Source organism: Chimaeribacter californicus, from assembly GCF_002858675.1.
In the GTDB taxonomy this organism is placed as follows: domain Bacteria; phylum Pseudomonadota; class Gammaproteobacteria; order Enterobacterales; family Enterobacteriaceae; genus Chimaeribacter; species Chimaeribacter californicus.
This window is the reverse complement of record NZ_PJZF01000016.1, coordinates 37343-54163: the sequence shown is the minus strand read 5'-3', so window position 1 is coordinate 54163 and position 16821 is coordinate 37343. Positions and strand designations below refer to the sequence as shown.

The 16821-nt window shown below is 58.8% G+C and carries 19 protein-coding genes; 10 read left to right on the top strand and 9 right to left on the bottom strand.

All coding sequences use genetic code 11. The annotated features are described in order from the left end of the window. Window positions 1-54: 54 nt before the first annotated feature. The gene (locus CYR55_RS16625; protein WP_101817483.1) at window positions 55-1149 is read right to left on the bottom strand and encodes a glycosyltransferase family 9 protein; all 1095 of its coding nucleotides are present in this window, start codon (window positions 1147-1149) and stop codon (window positions 55-57) included. 2 nt (window positions 1150-1151) lie between these two features. Beyond that, complete coding sequence (locus CYR55_RS16620; RefSeq protein WP_101817482.1) at window positions 1152-2141, bottom strand: polysaccharide deacetylase family protein; 990 nt, start codon at window positions 2139-2141, stop codon at window positions 1152-1154. 197 nt (window positions 2142-2338) lie between these two features. On the opposite strand from CYR55_RS16620, the gene rfaQ reads away from it, so the two are divergent. The 3 genes from rfaQ to CYR55_RS16605 are packed head-to-tail and all read left to right on the top strand — an operon-like array spanning window position 2339 to window position 5644. Beyond that, on the top strand, window positions 2339-3418 hold the full coding sequence (gene rfaQ, locus CYR55_RS16615; RefSeq protein ID WP_101817481.1) for a putative lipopolysaccharide heptosyltransferase III: 1080 nt from the start codon (window positions 2339-2341) through the stop codon (window positions 3416-3418). Beyond that, the gene (locus CYR55_RS16610) at window positions 3415-4542 is read left to right on the top strand and encodes a glycosyltransferase family 4 protein (protein WP_101817480.1); all 1128 of its coding nucleotides are present in this window, start codon (window positions 3415-3417) and stop codon (window positions 4540-4542) included. Before rfaQ ends, CYR55_RS16610 begins: the two co-directional genes overlap by 4 nt. 1 nt (window position 4543) lies before the next feature. After that, a complete protein-coding gene (locus CYR55_RS16605; RefSeq protein WP_101817479.1) occupies window positions 4544-5644 on the top strand; it encodes a glycosyltransferase in 1101 nt (366 codons plus the stop codon). A gap of 34 nt (window positions 5645-5678) precedes the next feature. On the opposite strand, the gene CYR55_RS16600 is transcribed toward CYR55_RS16605, so the two are convergent. Further along, window positions 5679-6695 (bottom strand): glycosyltransferase family 9 protein, encoded by a 1017-nt coding sequence (locus CYR55_RS16600; protein ID WP_101817478.1) that lies wholly within the window; start codon window positions 6693-6695, stop codon window positions 5679-5681. A 122-nt stretch (window positions 6696-6817) separates the two neighbouring features. On the opposite strand from CYR55_RS16600, the gene waaA reads away from it, so the two are divergent. From waaA to coaD, 3 genes are read left to right on the top strand one after another with little or no spacing between them, the layout of a single operon-like run. Continuing rightward, complete coding sequence (gene waaA / locus CYR55_RS16595) at window positions 6818-8095, top strand: lipid IV(A) 3-deoxy-D-manno-octulosonic acid transferase (RefSeq protein WP_101817477.1); 1278 nt, start codon at window positions 6818-6820, stop codon at window positions 8093-8095. After that, window positions 8095-8877, top strand: a complete 783-nt coding sequence (locus CYR55_RS16590; RefSeq protein WP_101817476.1) for a glycosyltransferase family 2 protein — start codon at window positions 8095-8097, stop codon at window positions 8875-8877. The genes waaA and CYR55_RS16590 overlap by 1 nt, the downstream gene beginning before the upstream one ends. Continuing rightward, window positions 8874-9353: a pantetheine-phosphate adenylyltransferase gene (gene coaD, locus CYR55_RS16585; protein WP_101817475.1), complete on the top strand. Its 480-nt coding sequence runs from the start codon at window positions 8874-8876 to the stop codon at window positions 9351-9353. Before CYR55_RS16590 ends, coaD begins: the two co-directional genes overlap by 4 nt. On the opposite strand, the gene mutM is transcribed toward coaD, so the two are convergent. From mutM to radC, 4 genes are all read right to left on the bottom strand, one after another. Beyond that, window positions 9354-10163: a bifunctional DNA-formamidopyrimidine glycosylase/DNA-(apurinic or apyrimidinic site) lyase gene (mutM, locus tag CYR55_RS16580; protein WP_101817474.1), complete on the bottom strand. Its 810-nt coding sequence runs from the start codon at window positions 10161-10163 to the stop codon at window positions 9354-9356. A gap of 115 nt (window positions 10164-10278) precedes the next feature. Next, window positions 10279-10446, bottom strand: coding sequence for a 50S ribosomal protein L33 (rpmG, locus tag CYR55_RS16575; RefSeq protein ID WP_004392084.1), 168 nt, complete (start codon window positions 10444-10446; stop codon window positions 10279-10281). Between the two features lie 11 nt (window positions 10447-10457). Continuing rightward, complete coding sequence (rpmB, locus tag CYR55_RS16570; protein ID WP_072931514.1) at window positions 10458-10694, bottom strand: 50S ribosomal protein L28; 237 nt, start codon at window positions 10692-10694, stop codon at window positions 10458-10460. Window positions 10695-10955: 261 nt separating this feature from the next. Then, window positions 10956-11621, bottom strand: a complete 666-nt coding sequence (gene radC / locus CYR55_RS16565; RefSeq protein WP_101817473.1) for a RadC family protein — start codon at window positions 11619-11621, stop codon at window positions 10956-10958. Window positions 11622-11813: 192 nt separating this feature from the next. On the opposite strand from radC, the gene coaBC reads away from it, so the two are divergent. The 3 genes from coaBC to slmA all read left to right on the top strand — a co-directional run bounded on the left by coaBC (window position 11814) and on the right by slmA (window position 14224). Continuing rightward, on the top strand, window positions 11814-13037 hold the full coding sequence (gene coaBC, locus CYR55_RS16560) for a bifunctional phosphopantothenoylcysteine decarboxylase/phosphopantothenate--cysteine ligase CoaBC (RefSeq protein ID WP_101817472.1): 1224 nt from the start codon (window positions 11814-11816) through the stop codon (window positions 13035-13037). After that, window positions 13006-13464, top strand: coding sequence for a dUTP diphosphatase (gene dut, locus CYR55_RS16555; RefSeq protein WP_072931508.1), 459 nt, complete (start codon window positions 13006-13008; stop codon window positions 13462-13464). Before coaBC ends, dut begins: the two co-directional genes overlap by 32 nt. Before the next feature lie 166 nt (window positions 13465-13630). Then, a complete protein-coding gene (slmA, locus tag CYR55_RS16550) occupies window positions 13631-14224 on the top strand; it encodes a nucleoid occlusion factor SlmA (protein WP_101817470.1) in 594 nt (197 codons plus the stop codon). A gap of 57 nt (window positions 14225-14281) precedes the next feature. Here the strand turns inward: slmA and pyrE are convergent, their stop codons facing one another. Both pyrE and rph read right to left on the bottom strand, forming a co-directional pair. Then, window positions 14282-14923, bottom strand: coding sequence for an orotate phosphoribosyltransferase (pyrE, locus tag CYR55_RS16545; RefSeq protein WP_101817469.1), 642 nt, complete (start codon window positions 14921-14923; stop codon window positions 14282-14284). Window positions 14924-15006: 83 nt separating this feature from the next. After that, window positions 15007-15723 carry a ribonuclease PH gene (gene rph / locus CYR55_RS16540; protein WP_101817468.1) on the bottom strand — a complete coding sequence of 239 codons (717 nt, stop codon included), beginning with the start codon at window positions 15721-15723 and terminating at the stop codon, window positions 15007-15009. Window positions 15724-15848: 125 nt separating this feature from the next. Between rph and CYR55_RS16535 the strand changes: the two genes are divergently transcribed. Next, complete coding sequence (locus CYR55_RS16535; protein WP_101817467.1) at window positions 15849-16712, top strand: YicC/YloC family endoribonuclease; 864 nt, start codon at window positions 15849-15851, stop codon at window positions 16710-16712. Window positions 16713-16821 lie beyond the last annotated feature (109 nt).

Genomic DNA, 16821 nt, shown 5'->3' with positions numbered 1-16821 from the left:
CGTCTGCTTTACCGGGGCGTTGCCGCGCCCCGGCACGTCACTTTTTAGTCACCGCTACCTTTTCGGCAACAGCTCACACACCCGTTCAAATACCTCTTCTGCGCTGATGATGCAGAGCGGCTGGCGCTGCTGTTCCGGCGTCAGGTTTTTGGTGGTCAGCGGAACATGGATCACCCGGTGCAAGGCCGGATCCTGATAGGGGCCGGTGTGTGCCGGGTTCGCGGTAACAAACAGGCTCACGGTCGGGGTTTTCAGCGCAATCGCCAGATGCAGCGGCCCGGTGTCACCGGTCACCATCACATCCATATTTTTCATGATGCCCAGCAGCGCCTTCAGCCCGGTTTTGTCGATGTAGCTGACCACCTGCTGCAACTCCTGCGCCGTCATGCCCGCCAGAAACTCGCGCTCCAGCGCCGCCTCCTTACGGGTGCCGATCAACACCACCTGATAGTCCGGCCCCAGCGCCAGTAGCCGTTTCGCCAGGGCGATAAAATGCGGAACCGGCCAGCAACGCAATTGCCCGGATGCCCCCATCTGGAAACCGATAATCGTTTTGCCGGGCGCTTTCTCCAGCAGCGGAAACGGCACCGGAATCGCCATGTGGGTATCAGAGGCATCGCAGCCCAGCCGCGCCACCAGATCAAGTTTGCGCTGGATCAGGTGGCCGCTGTAATGCACGAACGGGTTCGCCAGCCACCGCTCCAGCCCGCACGGCTTGCCGCCGTAAATATCTTTCAGGATATAACGGCAACCGGCCAGCACCGCGCTCAGCACATCGTAAGGCGGCTTGGCATGCAGAATGATCGCCAGTTCCGGTTGATGGCGGCGTAACTGCCCTACCACGCTGAAGATGTCCCTGACCTTTTCATCCCAGTAGACCACGTCGTCGAAATAGTCGCTCTCCGCCACCAGCCCGCGGTTTTTCTCACTGGAGACCAGCGTGATAAAGGCGTTCGGGTAGCGCTGCTTCACCGCCCGGATCGCCGGGGTGTTGAACATCAGATCGCCCAGCGCCGTGGTGGAATAGATAACAATGCTACGGAACTCGTGCTGTGCATCCAGCGTGCGCGGGTCCTGCAACCGGCGCGTCAATGCCACATAACCGCGTAAGAACGCGTTAGTCAGGGACGTTTTCCATTTCTTGGCCATGATCAGTTCACTGCCGCCTTGTTGCCGGAAGCCTGTTCCGCCAGGGTGGCGTCGTAATACTCGGCCAGCGTCATGCCGCGCGTGCGCTCACTCAGCCAGCTGAACAGTGCCTCCAGCTCGCGGTACAGGCCTTCAATCTCTTCCTGGTTTTTAAAGGTCGGGCTGCCGCCCGGCATAAACTCGGACGAGTGCAGCATAAACTCCACATAGTCACTGCCCGCTGCCAGCGTGCGTTCCACCACCGATTTCATGGTGGCCAGATTGCCGCCGGAAGGGCGCAACCAATGCACGGACGGCGAGCGCTGTTTGCCGCGCAGGGCGTCATACCCCTGCTTGATGCTGTTCATCAGGCCGGAGTGTTTGTACTGGATGCTCATCGGTACTTCCAGCAGCGTCGACTTCCCGGCGCGGGCAATATTGTGCGGATCGATGAAATAGGCGGCATCCGGGAAATGGCGGTAGTCGCTGCCGCCCTGCCCGGCCGGGTCGCCCGGGGAGAAACGCCAGTTCACGCGCGGCGTGACCGAGCAGTCCACCTGGTAGCCATACTCCAGCAGCAGCGAGGCGTAATACTCATTGAACGCCCAGCGCCCGGCACGGTGGCTGCGCATTTTGGTCTGGAAGGCGTCTTCCAGCAGTTTGGTCATATGGTCAACTTTGGCGCGGATCTGGTCAGCCGGGTACTCAATCAGGTAGGGCTTATGGCGCCAGTCGTCATCTGTCAGGGCCACGATCGGCGGGCTGTTCCAGGCGTGGAGGTGCATCCCCACTTCGCCCTGGTTGCGGGCAATCACGTCACGCGCAAACGCCACATACTCTGCATCCATCGCCATCTCATAGTTGGTGAGGTAGACCGGCTTGAAGCCGTATTTCTCACACAGGGCCTGAAAGCGCGGCAAATAGTGGGTATTCTCGGTGGTGATCCGATCGTGGTTCTGCCACAGATTATCGCCTTCGGTATCGATGGTGATGAGGAATGCAGGTTTTGACATAAAAAGTTAAGCCCGGTTAATGCGGAGTGAAACATGTTACGCAGGCGGGCGGCACAGAGCAAATGGCATTATGTGCCGTCACCGCTGCCGGAAAGGCGGCCGTGCCCGTTTTGTGACAGAGCTTAACACCTTGAAGTGTAGCCACATGGCGGGGGGTCATTTAGAATCACCCGCTGGCCCCCTGAATAGCGATCACTATGAACAACGCGGCAGTTCACCTCTCCAATGCCCCCGTCCGGCGCATTCTGATCATCAAACTGCGCCACCACGGCGATATGTTACTGACGACGCCGGTTATCAATACCCTGCATCAGCATTACCCGGCGGCAGAGATTGATGTGCTGCTGTATCAGGAGACGCGTGACATGCTGGCCGCGCACCCGGCGGTGACCACGATTTTCGCCATCGACCGGCAATGGAAGAAGCTGGGCACCCGCAAGCATCTGCAAAAAGAGGCCGGGCTTATCCGGGCGATCCGCGCCCGCCGGTACGATCTGGTGGTCAACCTCGCGGATCAGTGGCGCAGCGCATTGATCACCCGCCTGAGCGGCGCGCCGGTGCGTATCGGGTTTGATTTCCCGAAACGCCGCCATCCGCTGTGGCGCGCCTGCCATACGCAACTGGCATCGACCGACGGCCATAACCGCCTGCACACGGTGGAGCAGAACCTCTCGATCCTCGCGCCGCTGGGGCTGGCCCCGCTGGATGAGCGCGTCACCATGAGCTACCGCGATGATGACCGGGCGGCAGTGGCGGCGCTGCTGGCCGCTCAGCAGGTTGCTGCCCCCTATATTGTGGTGCAGCCGACGTCACGCTGGTTCTTCAAATGCTGGAGCGAAGAGAACATGGCCGAAACGCTGCGCGCCCTGCTGGCCGACGGCCACCGCATTGTGCTCACCTCAGGGCCGGATGCCAAAGAGCAGAAGATGATCGCGCAGATTCAGGCGCTCTGCCCGCAGCCCGGGCTGGTGTCGCTGGCCGGGCAACTGACGCTGCGCCAGCTGGCCGCGCTGATTGATGGGGCGCGGCTGTTTATCGGGGTGGATTCAGTGCCGATGCACATGGCCGCCGCGCTCGGTACGCCGTGCCTGGCGCTGTTCGGCCCCTCAAAACTGACCTTCTGGCGGCCCTGGCGGGTTAACGGCCGGGTCATCTGGGCCGGGGATTACGGCACCCTGCCTGACCCGGATGCGATCGATACCCGCACTGACCAGCGCTACCTGAACCTTATTCCGACAGACGCGGTGATTAATGCCGCGCGGGAACTCCTGATATGACACCTTTCCGTTTGGCGATTGTGCGCCAGAAATACCGCCCGGATGGCGGCGCAGAACGTTTTGTCGCCCGCGCACTGGACGCGCTGGATAACCAGAACCTGGATTTGAACGTGATCACCCGCGAGTGGCAGGGCGACACCCGGCCCAACTGGCATATTCACCTGTGTAACCCGGTGAAATGGGGCCGCATCAGCCGTGAGCGCGGCTTTGCGGAGGCGGCCCGCGCCCTGTGGCAGCGGGAAAAGTTTGACCTGGTGCAGAGCCATGAACGCATTGCCGGCTGTGACATCTATCGCGCCGGGGACGGCGTGCACCGCCGCTGGCTGTTGCAGCGTGCGCGGCTGCTGCCGGTGTGGCGGCGTAAACTGCTGTTTTCTGACCGCTATCACCGTTATGTGATGTGTGCCGAGCGGGCGATGTATGCCGCGCCGGAACTCAAGGCCGTTATCTGCAATGCAGAGATGATCAAGCGCGAGATTGTGGCGGATTTCGGTGTGCCGCCGGAGAAAATCTCGGTGATCTACAACGCTATCGACAGTGAGAAGTTTGTACCGGCTGACGAGGCGGTGCGCCAGACTCTGCGTCAGCAGCTCTCGCTGCCGGCCAGCGCGCACTGTTTGATTTTTGTCGGCTCCGGCTTTGAACGCAAAGGGCTGGCCGCCGCCATTCAGGCGCTGGCCGCCACCGACAGCTACCTGATCGTGGTGGGGAAAGACAAAGATGAGAAACACTACCGCGCATTGGCGCAATCGCTGGGGTGCCTGAACCGCCTGCGTTTTCTGGGCGTCCAGAAACAGACGCTGCCGTTCTATCAGGCCGCGGACGCACTGCTGCTGCCGACGCTCTATGACCCCTTCCCCAATGTCATTCTTGAGGCAATGGCCTGTGGCCTGCCGGTGATCACCAGCAACACCTGCGGCGGCGCGGAGTTTATCCGCCAGGGGGAAAACGGGTTTGTCTGTGATGCGCTGGATGTAGCGGCGCTGGTGGAGGCGATCCGCGCCCTGCCGGCCTGTGCGCCCGGCTCGGCAATGGGCGAAGCCGCCCGGCAACGCATTCTGCCTGCCACGCCTGCTGCCCTGTCGGCACAGCTGATTTCACTCTACTCAAGGCTTCTGGACTGATATGCGCATAGTAATGATGATCGATGGCCTCGGCGGCGGCGGCGCGGAAAAAGTGGTGCTGACGCTGTGTGAGGGGATGCAGAAGATGGGCCACCAGATAACGCTGCTCTCCTTGCAGGATGTCTGTGCGTATCCGATCCCGGCCGGGATTCACTATCAGGTGATTGCCGATACCAGCCGCGCACCGTGGCGCAAGGTTACTGAATTGTCACGCCGCGCTGCCGCGCTGGATACCGTTCTCCGCCAACTGGAAAAATCGCACGGCCGCTTTGATCTGGCGATCTCCAACCTGCACAAAACCGATCGCATCGTGCGCCGCAGCCGGGTGCTGGGCAGCGACCGCCTCTGGTTCTGCGTGCATGGTGTGCTCTCCCGCACCTATCTGGGCCACCGCACCGGGCTGGATCGCTGGCTGAAAAAGCGGAAGATGATGCAGGTCTATCAGCATCAAAATATGATTTCCGTGTCTCAGGCGGTGGCAGAGGATTTGACCGCTAACCTGGGGCTGACATTGAAAGCCAGTGAGGTGATCAATAACCCGTTCGATATTGACGCCATCCGGCAGCTCGCCGCGGAACCCTGTGAATGGGCCGGAAAGCCGTACCTGATTCACGTCGGGCGTTTCCATGAACAGAAGCGCCATGACCGGCTGCTGAAGGCTTACGCCCTTTCCGGCATCACTGCCCCGCTGCTGCTGGCCGGTACCGGCAGCGATGCCCGCACGGCCGCCATCAAAAACCTGGCGCAGCAGCTCGGTATCGCTGACCGGGTGATTTTCATGGGCTTCCGGGCGAACCCGTTCCCGCTGATTAAACACGCCTCACTGCTGGTGCTCAGCTCGGATAATGAAGGGTTTGGCAATGTGCTGGTGGAGGCGCTGATCTGCGGTACGCCGGTCGTGAGTACTGACTGCCCCGGCGGCCCGCATGAAATTCTGGAAAGTACCGGCATGGCCCGGGGCCTGTCGGCGCTTACGGAGGAGGCACTGGCGGAGAAAATCCGCGAAGGCTTTACGCAGCCGCTGCCGATCCGGGAAGAGGCGCTGCAAAAATACAGCATTCAGGCGATTTGCCGCCGTTATCTGGATCTTTACCACGGCTGACGAGCGATTACCGGCAGGCAAAACCTGCCGTTTTTTACCGGGCGCTTTTTTCCAGCGCCTGCCACGCCTCATCCACGCTGATATCCTGACATTCACCAGACGCGGTCTGGAGAATATGGTACTCGCCTGACCACGGGTGCCATGCGGCTTTATCCGTATCCCCGAAAAACACCACGGTATTTTTCCCGAGCGCCGATGCCAGATGCATCTGCCCGCCGTCGCTGCACAGAATCGGGTTACACAGGCTGAAACCGGCAATCACTTCCCGCACCGAGGCGGTCGGGTAGAGTGCGACCCGGTCTGAGCCGCATTGCGCCATCAGCGCCTCGGCCCGCGCCTGGTCGCCGATGTCATCGGGCGACAGGGTGCCCTGGGGCGACCAGAAGATCAGCACGCCGGCATCCGGCTGCTGCACGATACGCGCGATCACCTCGGCATAACGCTCAACCGGCCAGCGGCGTTTCGGGCTGCGGCTGCTGATGTGTATGCCATAGAGTTTCTGCACCGGCGGCAGCAACGCGGCCCGGCGGCGGGCCGCCTCAGTGAGTTCGTCCGCAGTGGGGTAGACGCGCACCGCCGGGATCGGCGGCGGGGTATCCGTGATGGCCTTTAAATAACTGAAGGTGCGCTCAACCTGATGATGGCCGGAAAAGTCTGATTTGCCGAAAGGCCGGGCTATTTCTTTACGCCCCAGATCGGCGCCGATTATATTTTTCGCTCCCACCATTCGCGCCAGTTGCAGGCTATATTTGCACGGCGACGGATTGGCCAGAATTACCGCGTCAAACTTTACCCGGCGTAATTTCAGCAGAATGGCGGCGCGCTCCAGATATACGCCCAGCGCGGACTGGTTTTTATCGCGGTGCTTGGCTTTTTTATAGATAAAAAGATGATCAACATGGGGATTGTTCTTAACGACATCCTTACTGACGGAATTAATCAACAAAGAGATCGTTGCCTGCGGATAAACGGTTTTCACCCCTTCGATTAACGGCGTAGTACAAACCAGATCACCAATATTATCCCGGCGGATAATCAGTATATTTTTCATTTTATCCTTTACGGCAAAAAGTGTCGCCTGCCCCGGACACCCGCCCGGACTGCGCAAGATAGCGCCTTTCGGCGGCAGGTATGATACTATTCACGCTACCCCATATAAATGAATTTGATAGAATGTTGCTGCGTTTATATCAGGTATTACTCTACCTCATCCAACCCCTGATCTGGATTCGCTTACTGTTACGTAGTCGCAAATCCCCGGCTTACCGCAAACGCTGGGCAGAGCGCTATGGCTTCTGCGAAGGAAAAGTAATACCCGGCGGCATCATGCTGCATTCGGTGTCGGTTGGTGAAACGCTGGCGGCGATCCCGTTAGTCCGCGCCCTGCGCCACCGCTACCCCTCATTGCCGATTACTGTGACCACAATGACCCCGACAGGTTCCGAGCGTGTGCAGTCGGCCTTCGGCAAAGACGTGCACCATGTGTACCTGCCCTATGATCTGCCGGGATCGGTAAACCGCTTCCTGAACAGCGTCAGCCCTAAGCTGGTGATTGTGATGGAAACCGAGCTGTGGCCTAACCTGATCAGTGCGCTGCACCAGCGGGAGATCCCGCTGGTGATTGCCAATGCCCGCCTCTCCGCCCGTTCCGCCGCCGGTTATCAGAAAATTGGCGGGTTCATGAAAACCCTGCTGCGCCGCATTACGCTGATTGCCGCGCAAAATCAGGAAGATGGTGAACGCTTTATTGAGCTGGGGCTGAAACGCAGCCAGCTGGCGGTGACCGGCAGCCTGAAATTCGATATTTCGGTCACGCCGGAACTGGCAGTACGCGCGGTCTCCTTGCGTCGCCAGTGGGCGCCGCATCGCCCGGTGTGGATCGCCACCAGCACCCATGAGGGGGAAGAGAGCGTGCTGTTGCAGGCGCATCGCCAGTTGCTCGCCCAGTTCCCTAATCTGTTGCTGATTCTGGTGCCGCGCCATCCTGAACGCTTCTCCACCGCCAAAGATCTCACCGCCAAAGCCGGCATGAGCTATACCCTGCGCAGCAGCGGCGAATTGCCGAACAGCGGCACCCAGGTAGTAATTGGCGATACCATGGGCGAGCTGATGCTGCTGTACGGCATTGCCGACCTCGCGTTTGTCGGCGGCAGCCTGGTTCCGCGCGGCGGCCATAACCCGCTGGAAGCAGCGGCCCATGCCATTCCGGTGCTGATGGGGCCACACACCTTTAATTTCAAAGATATCTGTACCAAGCTGAGTGAGGCCGACGGCCTGATCACCGTCAACGATGCTGAAACGCTGGTGAAAGAGATCACCACTCTGCTGACCGATGAAGATTACCGTCTCTACTATGGCCGCCATGCCGTTGAGGTGCTGCACCAGAATCAGGGGGCGCTCCAGCGTCTGCTGCATCTGCTGGAGCCTTACCTGCCGCCCCGGAGCCATTGATGAGCGCCCGTAAACGCCTTTCCGTGGTGCTGATTGCCAAAAATGAAGCCGACCTGCTGCCGGACTGCCTGCGCTCTGTGGCATGGGCGGACGACATCATCCTGCTCGACTCCGGCAGCCAGGACGCCACCGCCGAGGTCGCCCGGCAGGCGGGTGCCACCGTTTACCAGAACCAGGCGTGGCCCGGCTTCGGTAAACAGCGCCAACTGGCACAGCAGTACGCCACCGGCGACTATATTCTGATGATCGATGCGGACGAACGGGTCAGTGCCCCCCTGCGCCAGGCGATTGAGCAGGTATTGCAGGCGCCGGACGAGGGCGCGGTGTACAGCCTGGGGCGGCGCAACCTGTTCCTCGGGCGCTTTATGCGCCACAGCGGCTGGTACCCGGATCGCGTTGTGCGTTTATATGACGCGCGGAAATACCGCTACAACGACCATCTGGTGCATGAGTCGCTGGAGACGCAGGGCGCGCGCGTCATCCCCTTGCCGGGGGATTTACTGCACCTGACCTGCCGTGACCTGCCGGCGTTCCAGCAAAAACAGCTGGGGTATGCGCGGGACTGGGCGCAACAGCGCTACCAGCAAGGGAAAGGGTGCAGCTTCCTCTCCATCCTCAGCCACACCGCCGGGGCGTTCTGTAAAACCTGGCTGCTGCGCGCCGGTTTCCTGGATGGAAAACAGGGTTTCCTGCTGGCGGTGGTCAATGCACAATACACGTTCAATAAGTACGCAACCCTCTGGGCGCTGCGCCATACCCAGCCACCAAGCGAGCCATCATGAGCAATAAAGCCATCTATCCCGGTACTTTTGATCCGCTGACCAATGGGCACCTTGAGCTGATGACCCGTGCGTCAGTGATGTTTGATCGTGTGGTGCTGGCGATTGCGGCCAACCCGGCCAAAAAACCGCTGTTCTCTCTGGAGGAGCGGGTGGCACTGGCCCAGCAGGCGCTGGCGCACCTGCCTAATGTGGAGGTGGTGGGGTTCAGCAGCCTGATGGCCCACTTTGCCGAACAGCAGCAGGCCAACATCCTGATCCGTGGTTTGCGGGCCGTTACTGACTTCGAATATGAGAAGCAACTCGCCGCCATGAACCGCCACCTGCTGCCAACGCTGGAAACCGTGTTCCTGATGCCGTCCGAACAGTGGGGCTTCCTCTCCTCTACGCTGGTGAAAGAGGTGGCGCGCCACGGTGGCGAAATCGACCCATTTTTGCCGGCGCCTGTCGCACAGGCGCTGAAGCAGAAACTGGCCTGACTACTGCTGGCAACGCGGGCAGAAGAAGGTGCTGCGCTGCCCGTGGCGTGCGGATTCAATCAGTGAACCGCACACCCGGCAAGGCTCACCCGCCCGGCCATACACCTGCAGCTCCTGGGCGAAATAGCCCGGTTTGCCGTCCGACTGAAGAAAATCACGCAGCGTCGTCCCGCCCTGCTCAATCGAGCGTTGCAGCACCGCTTTGATGGTGGTCACCAGCAGCGCAGCTTCACTGTGTGACAGGGAACCGGCCGCCCGGTCCGGTGCAATCCCGGCCATAAACAGCGATTCGCTGGCATAGATGTTCCCCACGCCCACCACCAGTTTGTTATCCATCAGCCAGGGTTTGACCAGCGTGCGCTTATTACGCGATTTTTCAAACAGATACTCTGCGGAGAACTCATCATCCAGCGGCTCCGGCCCCAGATGGGCGAGCACATTGCTGGTGGTCAGGTCTTCACACCACAGCCAGGCACCGAAGCGGCGCGGGTCGGTGTAACGCAGCACGTAGCCGTTATCCATCACCAGATCGACATGGTCATGTTTGCCTGGTTCGTGCTCTTCCCGCAGCATCCGCAAGCTGCCGGACATCCCGAGATGCACGATAATCCAGCCACGCGGCAGCTCAATCAGCAGGTATTTGGCCCGGCGCTGCACGCTGAGCACCGGCTGGTCGCTTAACGCCATGATCTCGGTGGAGACCGGCCAGCGCAGGCGGCTGTTGCGGACAATGGCATGTTGAATGGTATGGCCGACCATGAAAGGCTCGATGCCGCGGCGGCTGGTTTCAACTTCAGGTAATTCAGGCATGCAGGCTCCCGTTTACTGAACTGATAAACGCCGCCCCGTCAGGCTGGGTGCCTGTGGCGGCTTCATAAAAACAAAAAACCCGGCCGAAGCCGGGTTTTTTATTAATCCACTAAAATTATTTAATTTTAGCTTCTTTGTAGATCACGTGTTGACGGACAACTGGATCGAATTTCTTCAGTTCCAGTTTTTCCGGCTTAGTACGCTTGTTCTTCGTGGTGGTATAGAAGTGACCAGTACCAGCAGAAGAAACCAGCTTGATCTTCTCGCGAACACCTTTAGCCATGATTCAGTTCCTTAATACTTCTCACCGCGGGTACGGAGATCGGCCAAGACCGCTTCAATACCCTTCTTATCAATAACACGCATACCTTTAGCAGATACACGCAGAGTTACAAAGCGCTTCTCGCCCTCAACCCAAAAACGGTGAGAGTGCAGGTTCGGCAGAAAACGGCGTTTGGTCGCGTTCATTGCGTGGGAACGGTTGTTACCGCTCACCGGGCGCTTGCCAGTAACTTGGCAGACTCGGGACATGTCTATTCTCCAAAAATCAAATCAGCTCGAGCTTCGTATAGGATTTGGCCGCCTCGTCAGGCTTTAGAGCCCATCTCAGCAAATTTCACTGAGAAGACTCGTCATCATCAGGTGTAAAAACCGTCATCAGGTCAGAAACCTGCTGAGATAGGCTCTTAACGCCAAACCCAAGATTCTCAAAGGTGGCGTAGTATACGCTCTGAAGCGTATGTGCTCAAGTCCCGAACAGCTAAAGATCCCGAAGGATCGCGAAAAAAGGGCTCAAATCCAGCCGCGCGCGGCGAAAGAGACCGATTCACCATTACCGATCACCAGATGGTCCAGCACGCGGATATCGAGTAATTGGCAGGCTTTTATCACCTGTTCGGTTATTATTCTGTCGGCCTGGCTGGGTTCAGCCTTACCCGACGGGTGATTATGCGCGAGAATTAACGCGGCTGCATTAGCCTTCATTGCTTCCCGGACAATTTCCCGTGGATGGATCTCGACGCAATCAATAGTACCAGCAAACATCTCTTCATGGCGAATCAGCCGGTGTTGATTGTCCAGAAACAGCACAAGGAAAATCTCCCGTTCACGGCGCGCCAATACTCCCTGGATATAACGCGTCACCACCTCCGGTGAACGCAGGGCATCGCCGCAGGCCAGATGACGGATAACACTGCGCCGCGCCAGTTCAGACACCGCGCTTATCTGGGCATATTTCGCTTCGCCGATGCCGTCGCAACCCGCCAGTCTTGAATAATCGGCTGTCATCAGCGCATGGAGGGAACCGAACTCCGCCATTAATTGCCGCGCCAGTACCGTGACATGCGTGCCGGGGTAGCCGGTGCGTAAAAAAATCACCAGCAACTCCTCATCCGTTAAGTGCCCTGCGCCGTATTTCAGCAGCTTTTCACGCGGTGGCATGCCCTCATTCCAGGCCATTCCTCTTGCCCTCCTCCCGGTTTAAGAGCGCCATCATAGCGATAGTCCCACGGAACGCGACACCCGGTGGCTGACTTTGCGAGCCGCTTTCCAGACTTTATCTTTCCCGGCCATGGGCCGGACGCGGTAGCGGTTCTGCCCGGTGGTTATGCTAAAATGCGCGCATTAATGGCTGAAAATCGGACAACCATAATGGCGGGACTTACCGGTAAACATATTGTGCTTGGCGTCAGCGGCGGTATCGCGGCTTATAAATCCCCTGAGCTGGTGCGCCGGCTGCGGGATCGCGGCGCCGAGGTGCGGGTGGTGCTGACCAGCGCCGCCAAGGCCTTTATTACCCCACTCAGCCTGCAGGCGGTCTCCGGCCACCCGGTGTCAGATGACCTGCTGGACCCGGCAGCCGAAGCGGCAATGGGGCACATTGAGCTTGGAAAATGGGCTGATTTGGTGATCATGGCGCCGGCGACTGCCGATCTGCTGGCACGCGTCACCGCCGGCATGGCCAATGACCTGCTGACCACCGTCTGCCTGGCCACCGCGGCCCCGGTTGCCGCCGTACCGGCCATGAACCAGCAGATGTACCGTGCGCCCGCCACGCAGGCCAACCTGGCGACACTGGCGCAGCGCGGCGTCCTGTTATGGGGGCCGGACAGCGGCAGCCAGGCCTGTGGGGATGTCGGCCCCGGCCGGATGCTCGATCCTTTGGAGATCGTCGAACGGGCGGTGCAACACTTCTCGCCCGTAAAGGATCTGCAACACCTGAAGATAATGCTCACCGCCGGCCCGACGCGCGAAGCGCTGGACCCGGTGCGTTTCATCAGCAACTACAGCTCCGGCAAAATGGGGTTTGCCATCGCCCAGGCGGCCGCCGCACGCGGTGCTCAGGTCACGCTGGTGGCCGGGCCGGTGTCTCTGCCGACCCCGCCGGGGGTGACCCGCGTTGACGTCACCAGCGCATTAGAGATGGAACAGGAAGTGATGAAACAGGCTGGCGACCAGCAGATTTTTATCGGGTGTGCCGCAGTGGCAGACTACCGCGCCGCCCAAGTGTCCCCGGAGAAAATCAAAAAGCAAGGCGATGAAATCACGCTGAAAATGGTCAAAAACCCGGACATCGTGGCCGGTGTCGCCGCGATGGCGGTACGTCGCCCGTTTGTCGTGGGATTTGCCGCCGAAACCCAGAATGTGGAAGAATACGCGCGACAAAAATTGATACGCAAAAACCTCGACCTGATTTGCGCTAACGATATTTCACTGGCCGGGCATGGTTTCAATAGCGATACCAACGCCCTGCACCTTTTTTGGCAGCAAGGGGATGTGCGTTTGCCGCACGCTGATAAAACCCTCCTTGGCCAACAGTTACTAGACGAGATTGTCAGCCGTTATGATGAAAAAAATCGACGTAAAGATTCTTGATCCGCGTATTGGTCAGGACTTCCCCTTACCGACTTACGCCACCCCCGGCTCCGCCGGCCTTGACCTGCGCGCCTGCCTGGACGCGGCCGTTGAACTGGCACCGGGCCAGACAGCCCTGCTGCCGACCGGCCTGGCCATCCATATCGCTGATGCCTCACTGGCGGCGGTGATCCTGCCGCGTTCCGGGCTGGGCCATAAACATGGCGTGGTACTGGGCAACCTGGTGGGCCTGATTGACTCTGACTATCAGGGGCAACTGATGGTGTCGGTGTGGAACCGCAGCCAGACCGCCTTCACTGTTGAGCCGGGCGAGCGTATTGCACAGATGGTGTTTGTGCCGGTGGTTCAGGCAGAGTTCAACCTTGTTGACGCGTTTGACAGCAGCGAACGGGGCGAAGGCGGTTTCGGCCACTCCGGCCGCCAGTAATCCTGTAGCGCGTCGTGCCCGTCCGCGACAGTGAACACCGCTTTACCTAAAAATACCTGCCACTCATTACTTCTCTTTTTATAAGCCGCAGAGTTTTCTGAACTCATGCGGCAAGGTTGTGGGTTTTCGTTGATTAACGCCGTTATTAGCAAGGATCTCTCTGGATATGGCAGAAAAAGAAAATAAAAGGAACCGGCGCGAGGAAATTTTACAGGCTCTGGCCCAGATGCTGGAATCCAGTGACGGTAGTCAGCGCATCACCACCGCCAAACTCGCCGCCACCGTGGGCGTTTCCGAAGCGGCACTGTACCGGCATTTTCCCAGCAAGACCAAGATGTTTGACAGCCTGATTGAGTTTATTGAAGACAGCCTGATCAGCCGTATCAACCTGATTTTGCAGGATGAAAAAGAGACCCTTGCCCGGCTGCGCCTGATCCTGTTATTAATTCTTGGTTTTGCGGAGCGTAACCCAGGCCTGACCCGTATCATGACCGGCCATGCGCTGATGTTTGAACAAGACCGGTTGCAGGCCCGCATCAATCAGTTGTTTGAACGGATTGAGGCGCAGTTACGGCAAGTGCTACGCGAACGTAAATTGCGTGAGGGAACGGCGTTCAGTCATGACGAGGCGCTGCTGGTCAGCCAGATGCTGGCACTCTGCGAAGGGATGCTGTCGCGCTATGTCCGTTCTGATTTCCGCTACCGGCCGACGCAAGACTTTGATCACCGCTGGCCGCTGATCGCCAGCCAGTTGCAGTGACGCTGAAATAAGAAAAGGGCCGTAAGGCCCTTTTTTATACCCGGCAGCGTGCCGGACTCAGACGCCGTACTGCTGGCGATAGGCGCGCACTGCCGCAAGATGGTCAGCCATCTCCGGTTTCTCTTCGAGGTAGACGATCAGATCATTGAGCGTAATGATAGAAATCACTTTGCAGTGATAGTCGCGCTCCACTTCCTGAATAGCAGAGATCTCGGCACGTCCGCGCTCCTGGCGATCCAGCGAGATCAACACGCCGGCCAGTGTCGCACCCTGCGCATTGATGATCTCCATCGACTCACGGATGGCCGTCCCGGCGGTTATCACATCGTCCACCAGCATCACGCGCCCCTGCAGCGGGCTGCCTACCAGCGTGCCGCCTTCGCCATGATCCTTGGCTTCTTTGCGGTTGAAACAGTAAGGCACATCGCGCTCATGATGCTCGGCCAATGCCACTGCGGTCGTGGTCGCAATCGGAATGCCTTTGTAGGCCGGCCCGAACACCAGGTCAAAATCAATTCCGGAGTCCATCAGGGCTTCTGCATAGAAGCGCCCCAGCAGCGCCAAATCACGCCCGGTATTAAACAGGCCGGCATTAAAGAAGTAGGGGCTGGTACGGCCCGATTTCAAGGTAAATTCGCCGAACTTCAAAACCTGTTTATTAAGCGCGAACTCAATAAATGTGCGCTGATAGGCTTTCATGGTCTCTCTCCTCATTAATGACTGATCGCACATGCCCCGCAAATGGGCCATAAAAAAGGCGACTCATCGCCGCCTTAAAAATCTTATTGCTCAAGCGCCGCTTTCTGCGCTGTGAAAATAGTATCAATCCCCTCGCGCGCCAGCGCCAGCAGGGAGAGCAACTCCTCATGGCTGAACGGCTCGCCTTCGGCGGTACCCTGCACTTCAATCATGCGGCCATCTTCGGTCATCACCACATTCATGTCAGTTTCTGCGGCGGAGTCTTCGACATATTCCAGGTCGCAAAGCGCTTCGCCTTTAACGATCCCCACGGACACGGCAGCAACCAGCCCTTTCATCGGGTTCGCTTTCAGCTTGCGGGCGGCTACCAGCGCATTCAGCGCATCGGCCAGCGCCACACAAGCACCGCTGATGGATGCCGTGCGCGTGCCGCCGTCAGCCTGCAATACATCGCAGTCGAGGGTGATGGTGAACTCGCCCAGCTTTTTCAGGTCAACCGCGGCACGCAGCGAACGCGCAATCAGGCGCTGAATCTCCAGGGTACGGCCGCCCTGTTTGCCCTTGGCCGCTTCACGCGGGTTACGGGTATGGGTTGAACGCGGCAGCATGCCATATTCAGCGGTGATCCATCCCTGGCCCTGTCCTTTCAGGAAGCGCGGCACGCCCTCTTCCACCGTTGCGGTGCACAGTACTTTGGTCTCACCAAATTCCACCAGCACTGAACCTTCAGCATGTTTGGTGTAGTTGCGGGTGAAAGTGAGGGGGCGCACCTGGTGTGCATTACGGCCTGCTGGACGCATGGATTGATCTCCGGCTTGCAAATCTTAGTTGGCTGCGCATTATACGGGCTTCGTGAGGTAATGCCTATCATGACGGGTAGGCCGCGGCTATAATCCCCCCATCTTTACATTATGGGGACGCACATATGATCCGCAGCATGACCGCCTACGCCCGGCGTGAAATCAAGGGCAACTGGGGCAGCGCAGCCTGGGAACTCCGTTCCGTTAACCAGCGTTATCTGGAAACCTACATCCGCCTGCCGGAGCAGTTCCGCGGCCTGGAGCCGGTTGTCCGTGAGCGCATCCGCGCGCGGCTGACCCGCGGCAAGATCGAATGTAACCTGCGTTTCGAGCTCGACCCGGGTGCCCAGAGCAGCCTGGTACTGAATGAAAAATTGGCCAAACAGCTGGTAGAAGCCGCCAACTGGGTCAAAATGCAGAGCGACGAGGGTGAGATCAACCCGGTCGATATTCTGCGCTGCCCGGGTGTGATGTCGGCGGAAGAGCAGGATCTGGATGCCATCAGCGCGGAGTTGCTCAAAGCCCTCGACGGCGCGTTGGATGATTTCATCGCCGCCCGTGAAAGCGAAGGTGCCGCCCTGAAATCGTTGATTGAACAGCGACTTGAAGGCGTGAGTGCGGAAGTGAAAAAAGTACGTGCCCAGATGCCGAACATCCTGCAATGGCAGCGTGAACGGCTGGTCAGCAAACTGGAAGAAGCCGAAGTGCAGCTGGAGAATAACCGGCTGGAACAGGAACTGGTGCTGATGGCCCAGCGCGTGGATGTGGCAGAAGAGCTGGATCGCCTTGAAGCGCATGTGAAAGAGACGCACAAAATCCTGAAGAAAGAGGAAGCCGTGGGCCGTCGCCTGGACTTCATGATGCAGGAGTTCAACCGCGAGTCGAACACCCTGGCATCAAAATCGATTAATGCCGATGTCACCACCTCCGCCATCGAGCTGAAAGTGTTGATCGAACAGATGCGTGAGCAGATTCAGAACATCGAGTAAGTTTTCAGCAAGAGTTACCTGCTATCAAAAAATCCAAAAGCCCGCATTCAGCCGGGCTTTTTTGTTGTCCTGAGCTAGAGCGCATGACCAGGGTGTACCCAAAGGTGTA

What these genes read in the sequence shown, in the direction of transcription:
- rpmB (WP_072931514.1), bottom strand. Translation starts at nt 10,694, where the DNA reads ATGTCCCGAGTCTGCCAAGTTACTGGCAAGCGCCCGGTGAGCGGTAAC.
- radC (WP_101817473.1), bottom strand. Translation starts at nt 11,621, where the DNA reads ATGGCCTGGAATGAGGGCATGCCACCGCGTGAAAAGCTGCTGAAATAC.
- CYR55_RS16590 (WP_101817476.1), top strand. Translation starts at nt 8,095, where the DNA reads ATGAGCGCCCGTAAACGCCTTTCCGTGGTGCTGATTGCCAAAAATGAA.
- rpmG (WP_004392084.1), bottom strand. Translation starts at nt 10,446, where the DNA reads ATGGCTAAAGGTGTTCGCGAGAAGATCAAGCTGGTTTCTTCTGCTGGT.
- waaA (WP_101817477.1), top strand. Translation starts at nt 6,818, where the DNA reads ATGTTGCTGCGTTTATATCAGGTATTACTCTACCTCATCCAACCCCTG.
- CYR55_RS16600 (WP_101817478.1), bottom strand. Translation starts at nt 6,695, where the DNA reads ATGAAAAATATACTGATTATCCGCCGGGATAATATTGGTGATCTGGTT.
- CYR55_RS16610 (WP_101817480.1), top strand. Translation starts at nt 3,415, where the DNA reads ATGACACCTTTCCGTTTGGCGATTGTGCGCCAGAAATACCGCCCGGAT.
- slmA (WP_101817470.1), top strand. Translation starts at nt 13,631, where the DNA reads ATGGCAGAAAAAGAAAATAAAAGGAACCGGCGCGAGGAAATTTTACAG.
- coaD (WP_101817475.1), top strand. Translation starts at nt 8,874, where the DNA reads ATGAGCAATAAAGCCATCTATCCCGGTACTTTTGATCCGCTGACCAAT.
- CYR55_RS16620 (WP_101817482.1), bottom strand. Translation starts at nt 2,141, where the DNA reads ATGTCAAAACCTGCATTCCTCATCACCATCGATACCGAAGGCGATAAT.
- pyrE (WP_101817469.1), bottom strand. Translation starts at nt 14,923, where the DNA reads ATGAAAGCCTATCAGCGCACATTTATTGAGTTCGCGCTTAATAAACAG.
- CYR55_RS16605 (WP_101817479.1), top strand. Translation starts at nt 4,544, where the DNA reads ATGCGCATAGTAATGATGATCGATGGCCTCGGCGGCGGCGGCGCGGAA.
- rph (WP_101817468.1), bottom strand. Translation starts at nt 15,723, where the DNA reads ATGCGTCCAGCAGGCCGTAATGCACACCAGGTGCGCCCCCTCACTTTC.
- mutM (WP_101817474.1), bottom strand. Translation starts at nt 10,163, where the DNA reads ATGCCTGAATTACCTGAAGTTGAAACCAGCCGCCGCGGCATCGAGCCT.
- dut (WP_072931508.1), top strand. Translation starts at nt 13,006, where the DNA reads ATGATGAAAAAAATCGACGTAAAGATTCTTGATCCGCGTATTGGTCAG.
- rfaQ (WP_101817481.1), top strand. Translation starts at nt 2,339, where the DNA reads ATGAACAACGCGGCAGTTCACCTCTCCAATGCCCCCGTCCGGCGCATT.
- CYR55_RS16535 (WP_101817467.1), top strand. Translation starts at nt 15,849, where the DNA reads ATGATCCGCAGCATGACCGCCTACGCCCGGCGTGAAATCAAGGGCAAC.
- coaBC (WP_101817472.1), top strand. Translation starts at nt 11,814, where the DNA reads ATGGCGGGACTTACCGGTAAACATATTGTGCTTGGCGTCAGCGGCGGT.
- CYR55_RS16625 (WP_101817483.1), bottom strand. Translation starts at nt 1,149, where the DNA reads ATGGCCAAGAAATGGAAAACGTCCCTGACTAACGCGTTCTTACGCGGT.